Consider the following 20,582-nt stretch of genomic DNA (forward strand, 5'->3'; position numbering starts at 1 on the left):
CTCTATAGCTGAGACTCTTATTATGAAGCCATACAAACACATATTCTTTGACCTCGACCACACCCTGTGGGACTTTGAGAAAAACTCCGAGGAGACCCTCTATACCTTATTCCACGAGTTTGGCTTGGCTGAGTTCGGCAAGTTCGACTGCGACTCCTTTTATAAGAAGTACAAGTTTGTGAATTACCTCCTATGGGATCTCTATAATAAAGGAAAGATCGATCAGAAAGAATTGCGCGAGTCACGCTTCGTCAAAACCCTAACCGGACTGGGCCTGGAGCCTCATCAGGTACCGACAGGTATATCCGAAGCATATACCGACCTGTGCCCGCAGAAGACGGCCGTGTTCCCCTATACCTTCGAGGTGCTCGAATATTTGAAACCGAAGTACGGTCTCCACATCATCACCAATGGTTTTAAGGATGTGCAGTACATCAAAATGAACGGCTCTAAGCTAACAGATTACTTCGGTGAGATTGTGACCTCCGAGTGCTGTGGGTATAAAAAACCTGACAAGCGTATTTTTGAACATGCACTCGACCGTATAAAGGTACTTCCTGCGGACTGCCTGATGATTGGCGATAACTTAGAATGTGACATTGACGGCGCCCGCTTGGCAGGTATAGACCAGGTATTTTTCAACCCGGAGAAGAGTAAAAGTAAGCTCTCGCCCAAGCCCACCTACCACATCCACTGCCTGAGCGAACTGCAGGCTATGTTATAGCAAAGCTATACTCCTTACAGGCCGGAAAATAAAATAATTCGCCTTACCTTTGTATAGCAGGCTGCCTCGTGCGGTCTGTCGAATGTCTTAGTCTGAATCTGTAAAATATCAAAAAGAGATGGCAACAGGATTTTTTAGAGTACCCACCCCAATAAACGAACCTGTAAAATCCTATGCACCGGGTTCACCGGAGCGCGAGGAACTGCAGCGAACTTATAAAGAACTTAAGTCGAAAGAGATCGATGTACCGATGTACATCGGCGGCGACAAGGTATATACCGACAACAAGAAGCCGATGCTTCAGCCGCACGACCACCAGCATATACTGGGTCACTTCAGCGAAGGCGATGCGTCCCACGTGGAACAGGCGATCAATGCAGCCCTTGCTGCTCGTGAAGAGTGGGCTGACATGGGTTGGGAGCACCGTTTGAGTATTTTCCTGAAAGCCGCTGAACTGTTGGCAGGCCCTTGGAGAGCCCGCATGAACGCAGCCACTATGCTGGGTCAGTCGAAGAACGCTTATCAGGCTGAGATCGACTCTGCCTGTGAGCTGGTGGACTTCCTGCGCTTCAACGCACAGTATGCCACAGAGATCTACCACATGCAGCCAGAGTCATCGCCGGGCGTGTGGAACCGCATGGAGCACCGTCCGTTGGAGGGCTTCGTGTTCGCTTTGACGCCGTTCAACTTCACGGCCATTGCCGGTAACCTGCCAGCCTCTGTTGCCATGATGGGCAACGTAGTGGTATGGAAGCCAGCCCACACGCAGATCTATGCAGCTCAGATGATCATGGAGCTGTTCCGCGAAGCTGGCCTTCCGGATGGCGTAATCAACCTGGTGTATGTAGACGGTCCAACGACTGGCGAAGTGATCTTCAACCATGCTGATTTCGCTGGTATCCACTTTACAGGCAGCACTGGCGTATTCCAGCACATCTGGAAAACGATCGGCACGAACATCCACAAGTATAAGTCCTACCCACGCATTGTAGGTGAGACAGGTGGTAAGGACTTTATTGTAGCGCACAGCTCGGCAGACACTAAGCAGGTAGCGACCGGTATCGTGCGTGGTGCTTTTGAGTACCAGGGTCAGAAATGTTCTGCCGCATCACGTGCTTACATCCCGAGCAACATTTGGGAAGATGTGAAAAATTACGTGATAGAAGACCTGAAGACCTTCAAAATGGGTCCGCCGGAAGATTTCTCTAACTTCATCAACGCGGTGATCGACGAGAAATCGTTCGATAAGATCGCCAAGTACATCGACAACGCCAAGGAGAGCAATGAGGTGGAGGTGATTGCCGGTGGTAACTACGACAAATCGAAAGGTTATTTCATCGAGCCAACGGTGCTACTGTCGCACAACCCGCAGTATGTGACCATGTGCGAGGAGATCTTCGGGCCGGTGATCACGATTTACGTGTACGACGAAAATAACTTCGAAGAAACGTTGAAGCTGGTAGACTCTACTTCGCCATACGCCCTGACAGGCGCCATCTTCAGCCGCGACCGTTATGCAGCTGAGTTTGCGACGAAGAAACTGCAAAACGCAGCCGGTAACTTCTACATCAACGATAAGCCAACCGGTGCCGTGGTAGGACAGCAGCCATTCGGTGGCGCCCGTGCTTCCGGTACTAACGACAAGGCCGGTTCTATGCTGAACCTGTTGCGCTGGGTATCTGCCCGCTCTATCAAAGAGACGTTCGTAACACCAGTAGACTACCGTTACCCGTTCCTGGGTGAGAATAAATAAGGTATAGCTATACCTGAAACAAAAGCACCACGCTCGTAAAGGGCGTGGTGCTTTTGTTTTTTGGTTACATGACGCGAGCGTCCTCGCTCGTGTCTACTATGGTGGGGCCTCTGGCCCCGTTGTAATTATCTGCGTACTATTTCCCAAACATTAAACCTATGTCTGAGAAATACAAAATCTACAAAGGCGGCCTGTTCTTCATCACTCTCACCGTTGTCGGCTGGATCGACGTTTTTACTAGAAGAGAATATGCCGACGAAGTAGTGCAGAACCTGAACTATTGCAGCAAATATAAAGGACTGCAGGTTTACAGTTACTGTTTAATGCCCAGCCACCTGCACATGATCTGTTCTGTTGAAGATGGCAATCTAAGTGGTGTGCTCAGAGACTTCAAAAGCTACACCGCCAAGCGGATACTTGCACAGATTGAAAACAATCCAACCGAGAGCAGAAAGGAGTGGTTGCTATACCTGTTGTGCTACTTTAAGCAGCACAACACGCACAACAAGGAATTCCAGTTCTGGCAGCAGCATAATCATCCGATCGACCTGACGGGTACGCCCATGCTTCAGCAGAAAATCGACTACATCAAGCAGAACCCCGTTGTAGCAGGTCTGGTAACAGATGCGGCTTACTATACTTTCAGCAGTGCGAACCCAAGGAATGCTGTGATTTTGGCAGAGGTATAAATGCAACGGGGCCAGAGGCCCCACCATAGTAGACACGAGCGAGGACGCTCGCGCCATGAAATGCCATGAACACTACACCCAACCCATGTTCCAACACCCACCCAGCTATACCTGAGTACTATACCTTACAATGCCCTGTGCTCAAGCAACACCAGCTGTACACAATGCAAAAATCACAAGAATTGCATTCATACCGCCCGATTCTACTTTAGAACCATTCTTAACGCGATTTACATTGGATATAGTCTTTTGATTGTTGGCTATTTATACCTAATTTTGCTCCCAAATTTCAATAAAGCATTACAGCAATATGGAAACTACTGGTACTCAGTATCTACCGTCGGACTACCTTCCTATTTTGATACAATTTGCGGCAGCAATCGGCTTCGTTATTTTCGCGCTGGTGGTGACCCATTTACTTGGTCCGAAAAGAAAAAGTGAGGTAAAAGACGCATCATGGGAAAGCGGTGTGGAATCGGTGGGCGATGCGCGCACCCCTATCTCCTACAAGTACTTCATCACGGCCATCCTGTTCGTGCTGTTCGATATTGAAATTATCTTTATGTACCCTTGGGCGGTGAACTTCCGCGAATTCGGTTTGGAAGGCTTCCTGCCGATGATGTTATTCCTTGGTGTGATCCTTGCAGGCTTCTTCTACGAGATCAAAAAAGGCATTCTCAAGTAGTTTAGCACTGTTAAACTTTTATGGGGTAAACGGTGTTTTTGCAGGGGTAAACAGAGATTAAAACTCAGAATTTCAGAAACATGAGCGATACAAATAAAGATATAAACATGGTAGAGGCACCAGAAGGCCATAGCGGCGCTGGTTTCTTTGCTACTTCCTTTGAAAAAGTGATTGGTCTGGCCCGCGCAAACTCGCTTTGGCCATTGCCTTTTGCCACTTCTTGCTGCGGTATCGAGTTTATGGCGACCATGGGCTCTACCTACGATATTTCACGCTTCGGTTCGGAGCGCCCAAGCTTCTCTCCACGTCAGGCTGATATCCTGTTGGTAATGGGCACCATCGCCAAGAAAATGGGGCCTGTTGTGAAGCAGGTATACGAGCAGATGGCAGAGCCACGCTGGGTAGTAGCCGTGGGTGCTTGCGCTACGTCAGGCGGTATTTTCGACTCGTACTCTGTGCTGCAAGGTATAGACCGTGTGGTGCCTGTAGACGTGTACGTACCGGGTTGCCCACCAAGACCAGAGCAGATTCTGGACGGATTGATGCGTGTGCAGGATTTAGCTAAGAACGAATCACTTCGCCGCCGTCACTCACCTGAATATCAGGCACTTTTAGCTTCTTACAACATTAAATAAGCAGCATGGAGCTTACGAACGAAAATGTACTCGGTAAACTGATTGCGCAGTTTGGAGAAGAAAACATACGGGATGCTTACAACCCGGATGGCATCATGACTTTCACGACGAACCGTGAGAACATCATCGCCTTAATCCAATACCTGTATGACGACAAGGACCTGCAAGTGCAGTTCCTGACCACGATGGCAGGCGTTCACTTCCCTGACCACAAGGGTATGGAGATGTGCATGATGTACCAGTTGCATAGCTTGCGTCATAATTTCCGTCTGCGCATTAAGGTGTTTACGCCTGCGGAAGACCCGGTACTGCCAACGCTGACTGGTATTTACGCCACCGCCAACTGGATGGAGCGTGAAGCCTATGACTTTTACGGTTTCATCTTTACCGGTCACCCGAACCTGATCCGCATTCTCAACATCGAGGAGATGGAGTACCACCCGATGCTCAAGCAGTATCCGCTGGAAGACCAGACAAGGGAAGACAAAATAGATACGTATTTCGGACGCTAAGCCAGATAAACCACTATGGCTACTGATAATAAAACAGCTGATACTGATCAGTTACAGGAGTTCCGCGACAATCGCGACCTGAAACTGCAGGACAAAAAGAACGAGAACCTGACGACCCTGAACCTGGGTCCGACGCATCCGGCCACACACGGTATCTTCCAGAACATCCTTCAGATGGACGGTGAGGTAATCATGGACGCCGTGCCGACCATCGGGTACATACACCGTGCTTTCGAAAAGATTGCCGAACGCAGACCGTTCTACCAGATTACACCGCTTACCGACCGCATGAACTACTGTTCGTCCCCTATCAATAACATGGGGTACCACATGACAGTAGAGAAACTGCTAGGTATAGAGATCCCAAAGCGTGCCCAGTACATCCGCGTGATCATGATGGAGTTGGCCCGTATTTCCGACCACCTGATCTGTAACTCGATTCTGGGTGTGGACTCCGGCGCTTTCACCGGCTTCCTGTACGTAATGCAGGAGCGTGAGCACATTTACGATATTTACGAAGAGGTATGCGGTGCCCGTCTGACGACCAACATGGGTCGTATCGGCGGCATGGAGCGCGACCTTTCTCCAAAGGCATTGCACCTGATTGGTGAGTTCCTGAAGCGCTTCCCGAAAGTATGGGCGGAGTTCGAGAAAATGCTGACCCGCAACCGTATCTTCATCGACCGTACGGTGGGTGTGGGTGCCATTTCGGCGGAGCGTGCCTTGAACTACGGCTTCACAGGACCTAACCTGCGTGCCACGGGCGTGGATTACGATGTGCGCGTGATGAACCCATACTCTTCTTACGACGACTTCGAGTTTGAAATCCCGGTTGGCGAGAAAGGTGATACCTACGACCGCTTCCTGGTACGCAACGAAGAAGTATGGCAAAGTTTAAAAATCATTGAGCAGGCTTACAAAAACCTGCCAGAGGGTTCTTACCACGCTGATGCGCCGCATTACTACCTGCCGCCAAAGCAGGAGGTATACACCAGCATGGAAGCGCTTATCTATCACTTCAAGATTGTGATGGGAGAGATTGACGCTCCGAAAGGCGAGGTATACCACAGCGTGGAAGGCGGTAACGGCGAGCTTGGTTTCTACCTGATCAGTGACGGTGGCAGAACACCATACCGTCTGCACTTCAGACGACCTTGCTTCATTTATTATCAGGCTTACACCGAGATGATCAAAGGCGGTCAGCTGGCCGATGCGATTTTAACGCTGTCTAGCTTGAACGTAATCGCCGGCGAACTTGACGCTTAATACTTAATACTATACATCATCTAACACCGACCACTGGCCGGTGACATTTACAAAGATGGCAGAGACTATAAACGCATTTAAGTTTTCTGATAAGGCCCTTGCTGAGATTCAGCGCTATATCAGCCACTACCCGGAAGGACGCCAGAAGTCTGCCCTGTTGCCAGCCCTGCACGTTGCACAGGCGGAGAACAACGGCTGGGTGAGCCCAGAGGCGATGGACGCGATTGCCGAAATCCTGAACATACAGCCAATTGAGGTATATGAGGTAGCTACTTTCTATACCATGTTCAACCTGAAGCCGGTTGGCAAGCACGTGCTCGAGGTATGCCGTACAGGCCCTTGCTGCCTGCGTGGTGCTGACCAGATGATTGAGACATTCAAACAGAAACTCAACATTGAGGAGGGTGAAACTACGGCAGATGGTATGTTTACGCTGAAGCCTGTGGAATGCCTTGCTTCATGTGGTACAGGCCCTATGCTGCAGGTGCGCGAAACCTACTACGAGAACCTGGACAGCGAAGAAGCGGTGGACCAGTTCATCGAGATGATGCGCAATAAAGAGGTGGAAACACCGGAGTGGGCGAAGTAATTCATTGATAAACCTGGCAGCTTGCCATAACACAGCGACTGCCGAGCTATATATCCTGTTACAATGGGAATTAAGATATTAACCGAACATATTAACGTACCGGGTATCGAAACCCTGGAGGTATATCGCAAGCATGGCGGCTACCGTTCGGTAGAGAAAGCCATCAAAACGATGACCCCGGACGAGGTAGTGGAAGAAGTGAAGACATCGGGCCTGCGTGGTCGTGGTGGCGCTGGCTTCCCGGCCGGTATGAAGTGGAGCTTTTTGGCTAAGCCAGAGGGTGTTCCGCGTTACTTAGTTTGCAACGCCGACGAATCGGAGCCGGGCACTTTCAAGGACCGCGTGTTCATGGAGAAAAACCCGCATGCCCTGATCGAAGGTATGATCACATCGAGCTATGCGCTGGGTGCGAACACGTCTTATATCTACATCCGCGGTGAGCTGTTGTTTGTTCTGCGCATTCTGGAGAAAGCAATCGCTGAGGCTTACGCAGCCGGTTTGCTTGGCAAGAACATTCTGGGTTCAGGTTATGATCTGGACCTGCATGTGGCGCCGGGTGGTGGTGCGTATATCTGCGGTGAGGAAACTGCCCTGTTGGAGTCATTGGAAGGCAAGCGTGGTAACCCGCGTAACAAGCCGCCATTCCCGGCGGTGAAAGGTCTGTTCCAGTCGCCAACGGTGGTGAACAACGTGGAAACCATCGCTTCTGTGCCGTGGATTGTGAACAACACGGGTGCGGAGTATGCCAAAATAGGTATAGGACGTAGCACAGGCACTAAGCTGATCTCTGCCAGCGGTAACATCAACCGTCCGGGCGTGTACGAAATCGACTTGGGTGTTCCGGTAGAGGAGTTCATTTACTCTGACGAGTATTGTGGCGGTATCTGGAAAGGCAAGCAACTGAAGGCCGTAGTGCCGGGAGGTTCTTCCGTGCCGATTCTACCAGCTGACCTGATTCTCAAAACAGCCGCCGGCGAGCAACGCCTGATGACCTACGAATCGCTGTCTGATGGTGGTTTTGTGAGCGGCTCTATGCTGGGTTCAGGTGCTTTCATCGTGTTTGACGAAGACCAGTGCATCGTGCGTAACACATGGAACTATGCCCGCTTCTATCACCACGAATCGTGCGGACAGTGCAGCCCTTGCCGTGAAGGTACAGGCTGGATGGAGCGTGTGTTGCACCGCATTGAGCATGGTCACGGTCATCAGCAGGACATCGACCTGTTGGTAAGCGTAGCCAAGCAGATTGAAGGCAACACCATTTGCCCGCTGGGTGACGCAGCCGCATGGCCGGTAGCCAGTGCGATCCGCCACTTCCGTGACGAGTTCGAGTGGCACATCAAGCACCCGCAAGAGGCAACAGCTCCGGGCGCGGTATACAGAGGACAGTTAGCGGCAGCTACTGTTTAATTTCAAATAAATTAACTGCCCGCTATACCTTAGTACACGGGCTTTGGATAAAATAAAAGATGGCTAAAATAACATTTGACGGCATCGAGGTAGAGGTTGAAGATGGAACCACCATCCTGCAGGCCGCCCGTAAAATCGGTGGTGATGTAGTGCCTCCTGCCATGTGTTTTTATACCCCGCTGAAAGGCAGTGGCGGTAAGTGCCGTGTGTGCCTTGTGAAGGTAACGCAGGGTTCTGCCCGCGACCCACGCCCAATGCCGAAACTGGTTGCTTCGTGCATTACACCAGTGCAGGACGGCATGGTGGTGGAAAACACAACCAACGAAGAAGTACTGAACGCCCGCAAGGGTATCGTGGAGATGTTGCTGATCAACCACCCGCTGGACTGCCCTGTGTGCGACCAAGCTGGTGAGTGCGACCTGCAAAACCTGTCCTACGAGCACGGTGTGAGCGCAACCCGCTACGAGGAGCCGCGTCGTACTTTCGACAGAGTAGACTTAGGTCCTTACATTCAGTTGCACATGACGCGTTGCATCCTGTGCTACCGCTGTGTGTATACCGCCGACCAGATTACCGAAAAGCGTGTGCATGGTGTACTGGGCCGTGGCGACGCAGCTGAGATTGGTACTTACATCGAGAACGTGATCGACAACGATTTCTCCGGAAACGTAATTGACGTGTGCCCGGTGGGTGCTTTGACAGATAAGACTTGGCGCTTTAAGAACCGTGTGTGGTTCACGAAGCCGATGAACGCACATCGCGACTGCCCTACCTGCAGCGGCAAAGTAACGCTTTGGGGACGTGGCGACACTGTGCTTCGCGTAACGGCCCGCAAGGACGAATACGCGGAGGTGGAAGAGTTCATCTGCAACACCTGTCGTTTCGACAAGAAGGAGATGAGCGACTGGACCATCGAAGGACCACGCCACATCGACAGAGGTTCTGTTATTTCGGCCAACCACTACGAATTGCCTGTAGTGAACGTGCCGATTGTGCCGAACCTGCCTAAATCTACTGTTAAAAAAATGCCAACGGAATAACGCATGGATTCTGTAGTTCTCATTTACAAGGGTATTTACATTCTGGCCATTTTCGGTATTTCACTACTGATTGCGACCTACTCTACTTACTTTGAGCGTAAGATCGCTGCTTTCATTCAGGACCGTGTAGGCCCGAACAGAGCGGGACCGATGGGTTTGTTGCAGCCACTAGCTGATGCTGGCAAGCTATTCTTCAAAGAAGAATTTATACCTGCCAAAGCCAACAAAACGCTATTTATCCTGGGTCCAGGTATAGCCATGCTCGTGGCAGCTATGTCAAGTGCGGTAATCCCGTTTGGCGACACACTGATCCTGGGCGAAACATCGTTTGACCTGATCGCTATAGACGTAAACATCGGTATCCTCTACATTTTCGGAGTGGTATCGCTGGGCGTTTATGGTCTGATGATTGGTGGTTGGGCTTCGAACAACAAGTTCTCGTTGCTGGGTGCCATCCGTGCCGCGTCACAGAACATCTCGTACGAACTAGCCATGGGTCTGTCCCTGATTGCGGTGCTGATGCTGAGCGGCTCCCTGTCCCTGAAAGTAATTGCAGAGCAGCAGGCGGGCTTTAACTGGAATATCTGGTACCAGCCGCTGGGCTTCCTGATCTTCCTGATCTGTGCCTTTGCTGAGACGAACAGAACACCATTTGACTTACCTGAATCAGAAGCCGAACTGATCGGTGGTTACCACACCGAATATAGCTCTATGAAGCTGGGTATGTACCTATTTGCCGAGTATATCAACATCTTCGTAGTGTCGGCTGTGATGGCTACACTTTACTTCGGTGCTTACAACTTCCCGTTCATGGAGAACCTGCGCAATGCGTTTGATGATCCAGTTTTGGGTAATAACGTGGTAACGATACTGGGTGTAGTTGTGATGTTTGCCAAGATTTTCGCTTTCATTTTCTTCTTCATGTGGGTTCGCTGGACACTGCCACGTTTCCGCTATGACCAGTTAATGAAGCTGGGCTGGAACATCCTGATTCCGCTGGCCATCCTGAATATCCTGCTTACGGGCGGAGGCATTCTACTCTACGAATATTTTACAAAAGGATAACGACATTTGAATGTTGCTATGCCAGGCACTGTTATAGCCGGACAGCATAGACAGCAATCATAATCGAGATACAATGGAACCACTATCAAATAGAAGAAAGGACGTAGCACAAAAGGAAATGACACTCTCTGAGAGAATGTACCTACCTGCTATTGCCCAAGGTCTTGGAATTACACTGAAGCACTTCTTTAAGAAGAAAGCGACGATAAACTACCCGGAAGAAACGCGTTCGCGCAGCGAAATCTGGCGTGGTCTGCACGTACTGAAGCGCGATGAGAACGGTGCCGAGCGTTGCACGGCCTGTGGTCTGTGTGCCGTGGCCTGCCCTGCAGAAGCCATCACGATGACAGCTGGTGAGCGCAAGAAAGGTGAAGAGCACCTGTACCGCGAGGAAAAGTACGCTGTGACCTACGAAATCAACATGCTGCGTTGCATTTTCTGCGGTCTATGCGAAGAGGCTTGCCCGAAAGCAGCCATTTTCCTGCAGGACGACAAACTTGCTCCCGCCCGTTACGAGCGCGACGAATTCATTTACGGCAAAGACCGCCTGGTAGAACCGTTAAAAACCACTGAAACCAAATAAACCGATGACAGAGAGTCTGTTTTTCTTCTTTGCTTCACTGACACTGCTTTGCGCCGTGATGGTTGTTATCTCTAAGAACCCAGTGTACAGTGTAATCTTCCTGATCCTGACATTCTTCACGATATCAGCGCACTACATTCTACTAAATGCCCAGTTTCTGGCAGCGGTAAATATCATTGTTTATGCAGGGGCCATCATGGTACTTTTCCTGTTCGTACTGATGTTCATCAACACAGGTAAAAATGTGGAAGGCACCATGAAAAAGAATGTGCTGGCCAAAATAGCCGGTACAGTAGCCGGTGGTTTGCTGTTCACGGTAGTAGTAGCTGCTTTGAAAGATGTAACACTCGGCCACCCGGATCCAGCCACGTTCAATTCGCAGGTTGGCATGGTAGAGAACTTGGGCAAAGTACTGTTCACCAAGTACATGTTGCCGTTCCAGTTAGTAGCGGTACTGTTCCTGGTATCCATGGTAGGTGCCGTGATGATAGGCAAGCGAGAAGCAGGAGAACAGAACTTCTAATCGAAGCATCCCATAAGAATACAGAAAGCCAGTGCTAAGAAGCGCTGGCTTTTTTATTGCTCCACGCTCAACAACACCTCCAGCAACTCAGACCCACCCAAATCATCATCTGAAACTACTACCAAGCGATACCTGCCATTCCCTTCTCGCTTTTTAACGACCAACGATTCCGCCTTACCTGTATAAGGTTGTCCGTCTACTTGCAGCATTAATGTGGCGGGAATTTCCAGGGTATCCTGTTTTCCTATCGCATTGAAAGGAATATACCCGATGTAACTTCCCAGGACTTCACCATCTCCGTAAGCGTCGTCCGTATCTTCCAGTGAAGCTGTGAAAAAAAGCTTGTCATCATACACATAAGCACCTGAGAAGCCCGCCTGTAGGAGCTCCAGTTCGGGTAACCGGAAATATGCTAGCTCCGGCTTTGGCAACTGGACTGCAGATTCTGACAAGAGATAAGGTATAAATTCAGCTAGGTTATAGGAGATCAACATATTCTGACCGGTCCCGATCGCGCGCTGCATCAGGTAAAGCCGGCCATGCCCGGCAGCTACGCCCTCTATGTTAAGCAGACTTTCTCCTAACTTCATTTGTGCTTCAAGTTCTTTGTAGAGAGGATCAAGATCAATGGCCTTTGCTCCATGTGTGCCTGCTCCTTCTCTACAGATATCATCACCGCAAATGTTGTAAAGATAGGCCTTACGCCGGGCAGGGGCTGAACCAGAACCCATCATAAGCAGATAGGGCTTGCCCTGATGTTGCAAAAGGGTCATACCCTCAAGGTCGGCTTTGTCAGCTTTGGCAATGCGTCCATTTTCGAAGCCGGTTGTATCAAAAATTGCTTCATGGGATACCAACTGGTAGTTTTTGTCCAGCTTGTATAGGTATGGAGAATCGTCGCCAGTCACATAATAATGGTCCCCCAGCATCTCAAGCCCCGAAGCAGATGGTAGATTATCGAAGTGAAGGTGCTTCTCAATAGTCGCTTTCATAGTCAGATCGGCATGATAAGGTGTAGTGGATGATGCGGTAGTTGGCTGTTGACAAGACGAAAACAGTGCAACCAGGCAAAACAGGTATAGCAGAGGTAAGTATTCTAACTTCATACAATTTTAGAGCAACCAGGTTATAGCATCCTGAATGGACAAATCAGCTTCGCTATACCTGATCAGGAGCAGGTATAGCACGTGTGCGACTTGCCATCAAAAATAAGTCTTATACCCTACGCAGCCTGAAAAGGAAAGTATAAGCTATACCTTAACAAGGCGTGTCCGCATCAACTAAAATATAAATCTTCAGGGACATGAAACCTTGTTACAGATCAGGCAAGAAGATTAGAAATATGTTATGGATTTTACAAAAATGGGGATAACTTTGCGACTTGATTTCAGAATTGTAATTTACCAGTAATACGTTCAGCAACCAGACGATGAACCAAATGCCAGAGGTTATCCGAACCATCCCGCTTGAATTCTACCTGTACTTCAGCACGGCCCTTTTCGCCATTGGCGTAATCGGCGTTCTCACCAGACGAAACGCAATTGTTATCTTTATGTGTGTCGAGCTGATGCTCAATGCCGTGAATGTCCTGATGGTCGCTTTGTCGTCTTATCGCTCTGACCCGAATGGACAAATCTTTGTGTTCTTCATCATGGCGGTAGCAGCGGCGGAAGTAACAGTTGGCCTGGCCATCATCGTGATGATTTACCGCAACCTGCGCACGACCGATGTGCAACTGCTGAACTACCTCAAGTGGTAGCCCACACATTACTTAACCTGAATAGCTTAACTAAATCATACGCTAAATGCAAGAAGTAGTAATGCCCATCAACAATCAGGAAATGGCGCTGCTGTGTTTGCTTGTGCCGCTCCTGCCGTTCATAGGCTTTCTTATTAACGGACTTGGCAACCGCAAATTGCCCAAGGCCCTTGTAGGTCTGCTGGGCTCTGGCACGGTGCTGGCCTCTTTTCTGATATCGATATACCTGTTCATCGACTTCACCTCCAATGGCAGCCGCCCGTACATTGTGGACCTCTACAACTGGTTCACGGTAGGAAGCCTAGAGATTGGTTTCTCATTCATGATTGACCAGCTTACACTGCTGATGCTCTTGATGGTAACAGGCATCGGTTTCCTGATCCACGTGTACTCAGCGGGTTACATGAGCCACGACGAGAATTACGGCAAGTTCTTCTCTTTCCTCAACCTGTTCATGTTCTCGATGTTACTGCTCGTGATGGGCTCTAACTACGTGATGATGTTCGTAGGTTGGGAGGGCGTAGGTCTTTGCTCCTACCTGCTAATCGGCTTCTGGAACAAAAACCACAACTATAACAATGCCGCCAAGAAGGCCTTCATCATGAACCGTATCGGTGACTTGGGCTTCCTGTTGGGTATATTCCTGATTTTCATCACCTTCGGAAGCGTTAGCTACCCGGAAGTGTTCTTGTCTGCTTCGCAAATGACGGGCCTAACCGACAGCGGTGTGATGATCGCCATTACCATGCTCCTGTTTGTGGGTGCGATGGGTAAGAGTGCGCAGATTCCGCTTTTCACCTGGCTTCCTGACGCGATGGCGGGTCCTACGCCAGTTTCGGCTCTGATCCACGCCGCGACCATGGTAACAGCTGGTATCTACATGGTGCTTCGCTCGAATGTACTGTATGTGCTGGCCCCGACCACGATGGAGTTTATCGCCATTATCGGTCTGGCTACTGCCCTGCTAGCCGCTACGATTGGTCTGGCGCAGAACGACATCAAGAAAGTACTAGCTTATTCTACCGTTTCGCAGTTGGGCTTTATGTTCCTTGCGCTGGGTGTGATGGCCTTTTCTTCTTCTATTTTCCACGTACTCACACACGCATTCTTTAAGGCGCTCCTTTTCCTGGGTGCTGGTTCTGTGATTCACGCGGTGAGCAACGAGCAGGATATCCGTAATATGGGTGGCCTGCGCAAGTGGTTGCCGATTACGTTCATTACCTTCCTGATCGGTACACTCGCCATTTCAGGTATACCGCCGTTCGCGGGTTTCTTCTCGAAAGATGAGTTGCTGGCGCATGTGTTTGAGCACAACAAGCTGATGTGGGCATTGGGTCTGCTGGCTTCGTTTATGACCTCGTTCTACATGTTCCGTCTGTTGTTCCTGACGTTCTTCGGCAAGTTCCGTGGCACAGAGGCGCAGCGTTCACACCTGCACGAGTCGCCATCTTCCATGACTATTCCGTTGATCGTATTGGCTATCCTCTCCACTGTAGGTGGTTTTATCGGTCTGCCAGCCGTGTTCAGCGATACGCATACCTTGGGCAACTTCCTGTCGCCTATTTATGATCTTGCCCGCCGCGCCAACGGTGCCGCTCTGGAGCCTGCTCACATTGACCATGCGACAGAATACATCCTGATGGCAGTTTCGGTTGTGGTGTCAGTTATCGCGATTATCATTGCTTATGTCATGTATGTGAAGAAAGAAACGGTGCCAGCTCCGGAAGGAACGCGCCTGTCTCCTATCCACAACTTGATCTACAACAAATACTACATCGACGAGATTTACGACACGGTGTTCGTGCGTCCGGTGATGGCCATGTCTACTGCTTTCCACCGCTTTATCGATGTGATTGTGGTGGACGGCATTGTGAATGGCTTCGGCAAACTGGTAATGGCGAGTGGCCGTGTGCTACGTCTCACGCAGAGTGGCGTGATTGGCTTCTATGTATTTGTAATGGTGGCCAGCATTGTCCTGATTCTATTTTTAAACTTCTTTATCGCTTAAGGTTCTAAGAAGATGATTACAGCTCTATTACTTTTCTGGCCTGCCCTAGCTGCACTGCTGGTGCTGCTGATTAAAGGCGAAGGTGCCAAGGAAGTGGCTTTTATAGCAACGCTTGTTGAGTTTGCCATTGCCTTGTTCGCAATCGTAAACTTCGTTCCGGACGCCACCACACAATTCGCCCTCAACATGCCGTGGGTAGAGCGTGCAGGTATAGGTTTTAGCATTGGCATGGACGGCATCAGCCTCCTCATGGTGCTCCTGACAACTTTCCTGGTGCCGCTGATCGTGCTTTCTTCTTTCAAGCACGACTACAAAAACCCACACGTATTCTATGCGCTGGTACTGTTCATGCAGACTGGCCTGATTGGTGTGTTCGTGGCCATGGATGCGTTCCTGTTCTACTTCTTCTGGGAAGTGGCCCTTATTCCGATCTACTTCATCGCGGCTATCTGGGGTGGTGCACGCAGAATACCGGTTACGTTCAAGTTCTTCATCTACACGATCTTCGGTTCGCTTTTCATGCTAGCCGCTTTCGTATACCTGTACTTCCAGACTGCTGGCACCGAACTGGCAGCGCACTCTTCTAACGTAAACGCCTTCTACCAACTGACACTGGACAGCGCGACACAGAGCTGGATTTTCTGGTTCCTGTTCCTTGCCTTCGCCATCAAAATGCCGGTGTTCCCATTCCATACCTGGCAGCCAGACACCTATACCGAGTCTCCTACACAGGCGACGATGTTGCTGGCTGGTATCATGCTGAAAATGGGTATCTACGGTGTGCTGCGTTGGTTGCTGCCAGTTGTGCCAATGGGTGTGAGTCAGTGGGCTGATACCGTGCTGGTACTTTCGATCATCGGCATCATCTACGGTTCTATCATCGCCATCCGCCAGAGCGACGTGAAGCGACTCATTGCTTACTCGTCTATCGCGCACGTTGGCCTGATTGCGGCGGGTATTTTCACCCTGAACGAGCAAGGTTTGCAAGGCGGCGTGATTCAAATGCTGAGCCATGGTATCAACGTAGTAGGCCTGTTCTTCATCATCGACATCATCTTCCGCAGAACCAACACAAGAGAGATTTCTAGCCTGGGTGGTATTACGCAAACCACGCCAGCGCTTTCAATCATGTTCCTGATTCTGTTGATGGGCTCTGTAGCACTTCCGTTGACGAACGGTTTCATCGGCGAGTTCCTGTTGCTGTCGGGCGTGTTCCAGTACAACCACTACTTCGGCGCTGTAGCTGGCCTGACCATCATCTTGGGTGCGGTATACATGCTGCGCATGTTCCAAGGTGTGATGTTCGGCACGAAGTCAGAAGCCACCGAAGGCTTCGCTGACCTGACCTTCCACGAGAAAGCTGTGCTGATTCCGCTAGTGATCATGGTGTTCTGGATTGGTTTGTTCCCGAACACTTTCCTGAGCATTTCAGAGCCTGCGGTTGGACAGCTGCTGAGCATTATCAACCGATAGTCCGCAAAAAGAAACGATACTAAACGACATGATTTCGATTATACTTCTATCTGGATTTGGGATTATCAGCCTCTTCGTAGGCTTCCTGAAATCTAAAAGAATCCTGTTGCCGCTGTCGCTGCTGTTTTTAGCGATTGTGTTCGGCATCAACCTACTCGACTGGAACGATACCCAGAGCTACTTCGAGAACATGATTACCATCGACAATTTCGCGGTGGCCTTCACAGGTATCATGGTTCTTTCTACGCTGCTGATTCTGCCTTTCACGCAGCACTATGTTACCCGCAACTACGAAAATATTGGTGAACTCTACGCCCTGATTCTGTTCTCGCTGGTGGGCGCCATTATGATGGTGAGCTACAACAACATGCTGATGCTGTTCATAGGTATAGAGATTCTCTCGATTGCCATGTACGTACTGGCAGGTAGTGACAAGGGTAGCCTGCGCTCAGCGGAAGCTGCCTTGAAGTACTTCCTGATGGGTTCTTTCTTCACGGGTATCCTGCTTTTCGGTATCGTAATGATCTATGGTGCTACAGGCACGTTCAACATTGCCGAGATTGCCGGTTCAGCTGAGGCTTTGGGTAATGGCGGTGTAAACAATGTCATGTTCCTGCTAGGTGTGCTGATGGTTATTATCGGTATCTCTTTCAAAGTATCTGCTGCCCCTTTCCACTTCTGGACCCCTGACGTGTACGAAGGTACGCCAACGGTATGGACGGCTTATATGTCAACGGTAGTGAAGACAGCAGGTGTAGCTGCTTTCTACAAACTGATGGATGCAGCCTTCGCCGCTTCGTACGGCAGCTGGATGCCAACGCTGGTAGCCATCATCGTACTGACACTCCTGATTGGCAACGTAGGCGCCGTGGTGCAACAAAGCATGAAGCGTATGCTGGCTTACTCCAGTATTTCGCATGCTGGATACTTGCTGATGACTTTACTTGCTTTCAACAATTTGTCTACTTCTGCTATCCTGTTCTACTCGTTTGCATACTCCACTGCTTCTATTGCCGCTTTTGGTGTGCTGCAACTGGTATCGAGACAGCGTCAGAACGAGAACTACGAAGCTTTCAACGGCTTGGGTAAAACAAACCCACTGCTGGCTTTCTCGGTAGCGGTATCGATGCTATCGCTGGCAGGTATACCACTGACAGCTGGTTTCTTCGGTAAGTTCTTCGTGTTCTCTGCCCTGATAGAGAACCCGGATATGATGTGGCTGATTGTGGTAGCGGTGATTCTGGCGGCTGTAGGTGTGTACTACTATTTCCGCGTAATTATCGCGATGTACCTGCACCCTGTTAATGAAGAGCACGCTCCTATCCGCTCAACCAGCTTCATGAATGTTATGCTGATTATCATTACTGTTTTAACGATTCTGCTAGGTATAGCGCCTGCTCTGTTGAGCGATGTGCTGTAATATAGCCAAGTGATATTTGAAAGCGGCTGCTCTGGTGAAGAGCAGCCGTTTTTGTTTTATACCTATACCATGCTGGCGTAGCAACTGCTTTTTAAGGTAAGCAACCTGCCTTGTTTCAATGTTTCGCCTGTGCGGCGGGCGTGGTATGCCCTGGCCGGGCGGGCCTTACTTTTTGTCTTGACACAAAAAGTAAGCAAAAAAGTCAAGACTCCCCAAACTCGCTGAACGCTCAGACAGTGGGTCGTCATTTGGGCGCACCTGGCACTGCTGTTTGTTTTATAGTGAGTGTGCGAGTTAGTCTTGCTATACCTGCCAGTGTTACGTGACAGATGCTAAAAGGCTTATACCTGTAATATGGCAGTAGCAGAAGCTCCCCGCCTGGGGGTAGGGGCCCTCGACAAAGAAGGGGGCAGGGGGATGTGAATCGTGCACCTAAGTTAATCGTGTGCATAAACAGATGCGATGCAGCTAATCCAGAGAAACAGTAATAGCAGATTCCCGCCGAAGCTTAGGAGGGGTTATGTTGGTTGGACCCGGCATCTGAGAGAATCCTGTAAATCCTCAAATCCTGCAAATCCTGATTCAGACAAAATAAAAAAGGCTGCCCTCACGGACAGCCTTTCCTCTCTTCTGTATACCTATACCTTACGAAGGCAGGTTCTTCATTTTGATATGCAGTTCATCCAGCTGCGCATTGGCAATCGGTGACGGGGCGTCTATCATAACATCGCGGCCTGAGTTGTTCTTCGGGAAGGCGATGTAGTCGCGGATGGAGTCGGAGCCGCCGAAGAGTGAGCACAGGCGGTCGAAGCCGAATGCGATACCACCGTGTGGCGGTGCACCGTATTCGAAGGCATCCATCAGGAAGCCGAACTGTGCTTTGGCCTCGTCGTTGCTAAAGCCTAGTAAACGGAACATCTGCTCCTGCAGACGACGGTCGTGAATACGGATAGAGCCACCACCTACTTCTACGCCATTGATCACCATGTCATAGGCATTGGCGCGGATGTCACCCGGGCGGTCGTCGATCAGCTCCAGGTCTTCTGGCTTAGGCGACGTGAACGGGTGGTGCATGGCGTGATAGCGGTTGCTGTCTTCGTCCCACTCCAATAGCGGGAAATCTACTACCCATAATGGCGAGAATACGTTTTTGTCACGCAGTCCCATACGCTCGCCCATCTCCAAACGAAGCTCGTTCAGGGCTTTGCGGGTCTTGTCTCTGCCTCCGGCCAGTACAAGAATCAAGTCACCCGGCTCAGCATTGAAAGCAGTAGCCCAAGCCTGCAGGTCTTCTACAGTATAAAACTTGTCAACCGACGACTTCACCGTGCCGTCTTCCTGCACGCGGGCATATACCAGGCCGGTCGCTCCGATCTGAGGACGCTTCACAAAGTCAGTCAGCTCGTCGAGTTGCTTGCGGGTATAGCTGGCTGCTCCTTTGGCGTTGATACCTACTACAAGTTCGGCATCGTCGAATACTTTGAAGCCTTTGTTTTTCACCAGTGGATTCAGCTCCACAAAACGCATGTCGAAACGGGTATCCGGCTTATCAGAACCGTAGAACTTCATGGCGTCAGCATAGGTCATGCGTGGCAGGTTGGCAATATGTACACCTTTTACTTTCAGGAACAGGTGACGAATCAGTCCTTCGAAGGTGTTCAGAATGTCTTCCTGCGTCACAAAAGAAAGTTCGCAGTCAATCTGGGTGAACTCCGGCTGGCGGTCGGCACGCAGGTCTTCGTCGCGGAAGCACTTTACGATCTGGTAGTACTTGTCGAAACCCGACACCATCAGGAGCTGCTTGAACGTCTGTGGGGACTGTGGCAGGGCGTAGAACTCACCTGGGTTCATGCGGCTTGGCACCACAAAGTCGCGGGCACCTTCCGGTGTAGACTTGATCAGCACCGGAGTTTCTACCTCAATAAAATAATGCTCGTCCAGGTACGCACGTACAGCACGCATCATCTGGTGGCGCAGCTCCAGGTTGCGGCGCACAGGGGTACGGCGCAGGTCCAGGTAGCGGTACTTCATGCGCAGGTCGTCGCCGCCGTCTGTTTCGTCCTCAATCATGAACGGAGGCAGTTTGGCCGCATTGAGTACTTCTATTTTAGACGCGTGAATCTCGATATCGCCGGTTGGGATCTTGTCGTTTTTGGAGTAGCGCTCGATCACTTTGCCGATCACTTTGATCACGTACTCGCGGCCAAGACTACGGGCCTCTTCAAATAAGTGGGCGGGTGTTACACCGTCTTCAAAAGTGAGCTGTGTGATGCCGTAGCGGTCGCGCAGGTCAATCCAAAGCATGCCGCCCTTGTCGCGCAGGCGCTGTACCCAGCCTGTCAGTACAACCTCTTCACCTACATTATCTATTCTTAGTTCACCGCAAGTATGTGTCCGGAGCATAAATGTCGTTTTGTTATGATATAGTGCAAAAGTAATAATTGTTTC

The 20,582-nt window shown here is 50.2% G+C and carries 18 protein-coding genes and 1 pseudogene; 17 read left to right on the forward strand and 2 right to left on the reverse strand.

The genetic code is table 11. The annotated features are described in order from the left end of the window. The first annotated feature begins 22 nt into the window (after positions 1 to 22). The 13 genes and pseudogenes from Q1A54_RS10870 (at position 23) to Q1A54_RS10930 (ending at position 11,474) form a co-directional block, all read left to right on the forward strand. Positions 23 to 724 carry a YjjG family noncanonical pyrimidine nucleotidase gene (locus Q1A54_RS10870; protein ID WP_299987702.1) on the forward strand — a complete coding sequence of 234 codons (702 nt, stop codon included), beginning with the start codon at positions 23 to 25 and terminating at the stop codon, positions 722 to 724. Between the two features lie 118 nt (positions 725 to 842). After that, positions 843 to 2,477, forward strand: coding sequence for an L-glutamate gamma-semialdehyde dehydrogenase (pruA, locus tag Q1A54_RS10875; protein ID WP_299987705.1), 1,635 nt, complete (start codon positions 843 to 845; stop codon positions 2,475 to 2,477). A gap of 158 nt (positions 2,478 to 2,635) precedes the next feature. Next, the gene (locus Q1A54_RS10880; RefSeq protein ID WP_299987709.1) at positions 2,636 to 3,166 is read left to right on the forward strand and encodes a transposase; all 531 of its coding nucleotides are present in this window, start codon (positions 2,636 to 2,638) and stop codon (positions 3,164 to 3,166) included. A 310-nt stretch (positions 3,167 to 3,476) separates the two neighbouring features. Then, positions 3,477 to 3,851, forward strand: a complete 375-nt coding sequence (locus tag Q1A54_RS10885) for an NADH-quinone oxidoreductase subunit A (protein WP_196117186.1) — start codon at positions 3,477 to 3,479, stop codon at positions 3,849 to 3,851. 80 nt (positions 3,852 to 3,931) lie between these two features. Next, a complete protein-coding gene (locus tag Q1A54_RS10890) occupies positions 3,932 to 4,486 on the forward strand; it encodes an NADH-quinone oxidoreductase subunit B (RefSeq protein ID WP_007655226.1) in 555 nt (184 codons plus the stop codon). Between the two features lie 5 nt (positions 4,487 to 4,491). Continuing rightward, positions 4,492 to 4,998, forward strand: coding sequence for an NADH-quinone oxidoreductase subunit C (locus Q1A54_RS10895; protein ID WP_299987712.1), 507 nt, complete (start codon positions 4,492 to 4,494; stop codon positions 4,996 to 4,998). A 15-nt stretch (positions 4,999 to 5,013) separates the two neighbouring features. Continuing rightward, on the forward strand, positions 5,014 to 6,264 hold the full coding sequence (gene nuoD, locus Q1A54_RS10900; RefSeq protein WP_007655230.1) for an NADH dehydrogenase (quinone) subunit D: 1,251 nt from the start codon (positions 5,014 to 5,016) through the stop codon (positions 6,262 to 6,264). Positions 6,265 to 6,319: 55 nt separating this feature from the next. After that, entirely contained in the window at positions 6,320 to 6,853 is a 534-nt protein-coding gene (gene nuoE, locus Q1A54_RS10905; protein ID WP_196117180.1) for an NADH-quinone oxidoreductase subunit NuoE, read from the forward strand. 63 nt (positions 6,854 to 6,916) lie between these two features. Then, on the forward strand, positions 6,917 to 8,263 hold the full coding sequence (gene nuoF / locus Q1A54_RS10910) for an NADH-quinone oxidoreductase subunit NuoF (protein ID WP_299987718.1): 1,347 nt from the start codon (positions 6,917 to 6,919) through the stop codon (positions 8,261 to 8,263). A gap of 59 nt (positions 8,264 to 8,322) precedes the next feature. Beyond that, a pseudogene (locus tag Q1A54_RS10915) lies at positions 8,323 to 9,228 on the forward strand (2Fe-2S iron-sulfur cluster-binding protein); the annotation flags it as partial. Positions 9,229 to 9,306: 78 nt separating this feature from the next. Then, complete coding sequence (gene nuoH, locus Q1A54_RS10920) at positions 9,307 to 10,368, forward strand: NADH-quinone oxidoreductase subunit NuoH (RefSeq protein ID WP_196117174.1); 1,062 nt, start codon at positions 9,307 to 9,309, stop codon at positions 10,366 to 10,368. A 73-nt stretch (positions 10,369 to 10,441) separates the two neighbouring features. After that, complete coding sequence (locus Q1A54_RS10925) at positions 10,442 to 10,951, forward strand: NADH-quinone oxidoreductase subunit I (protein WP_196117172.1); 510 nt, start codon at positions 10,442 to 10,444, stop codon at positions 10,949 to 10,951. A gap of 4 nt (positions 10,952 to 10,955) precedes the next feature. Beyond that, a complete protein-coding gene (locus Q1A54_RS10930) occupies positions 10,956 to 11,474 on the forward strand; it encodes an NADH-quinone oxidoreductase subunit J (protein ID WP_299987722.1) in 519 nt (172 codons plus the stop codon). Between the two features lie 53 nt (positions 11,475 to 11,527). On the opposite strand, the gene Q1A54_RS10935 is transcribed toward Q1A54_RS10930, so the two are convergent. After that, positions 11,528 to 12,580: a hypothetical protein gene (locus tag Q1A54_RS10935; protein ID WP_299987725.1), complete on the reverse strand. Its 1,053-nt coding sequence runs from the start codon at positions 12,578 to 12,580 to the stop codon at positions 11,528 to 11,530. Between the two features lie 323 nt (positions 12,581 to 12,903). Here Q1A54_RS10935 and nuoK point away from each other — a divergent pair, with 323 nt between their 5' ends. Genes nuoK through Q1A54_RS10955 form a run of 4 tightly spaced genes read left to right on the forward strand, consistent with a single transcriptional unit; the run spans position 12,904 to position 18,134 of the window. Beyond that, positions 12,904 to 13,233, forward strand: a complete 330-nt coding sequence (gene nuoK / locus Q1A54_RS10940; RefSeq protein WP_196117166.1) for an NADH-quinone oxidoreductase subunit NuoK — start codon at positions 12,904 to 12,906, stop codon at positions 13,231 to 13,233. A 46-nt stretch (positions 13,234 to 13,279) separates the two neighbouring features. Beyond that, entirely contained in the window at positions 13,280 to 15,241 is a 1,962-nt protein-coding gene (nuoL, locus tag Q1A54_RS10945; RefSeq protein WP_299987730.1) for an NADH-quinone oxidoreductase subunit L, read from the forward strand. A 12-nt stretch (positions 15,242 to 15,253) separates the two neighbouring features. Further along, entirely contained in the window at positions 15,254 to 16,714 is a 1,461-nt protein-coding gene (locus tag Q1A54_RS10950) for an NADH-quinone oxidoreductase subunit M (protein ID WP_299987733.1), read from the forward strand. 28 nt (positions 16,715 to 16,742) lie between these two features. Next, positions 16,743 to 18,134: an NADH-quinone oxidoreductase subunit N gene (locus Q1A54_RS10955; RefSeq protein WP_299987736.1), complete on the forward strand. Its 1,392-nt coding sequence runs from the start codon at positions 16,743 to 16,745 to the stop codon at positions 18,132 to 18,134. A gap of 645 nt (positions 18,135 to 18,779) precedes the next feature. Here the strand turns inward: Q1A54_RS10955 and aspS are convergent. Further along, on the reverse strand, positions 18,780 to 20,537 hold the full coding sequence (aspS, locus tag Q1A54_RS10960) for an aspartate--tRNA ligase (RefSeq protein ID WP_299987738.1): 1,758 nt from the start codon (positions 20,535 to 20,537) through the stop codon (positions 18,780 to 18,782). Positions 20,538 to 20,582 lie beyond the last annotated feature (45 nt).

Origin of the sequence: uncultured Pontibacter sp. (genome assembly GCF_947502515.1) — a bacterium.
Classification (GTDB): Bacteria; Bacteroidota; Bacteroidia; order Cytophagales; family Hymenobacteraceae; genus Pontibacter.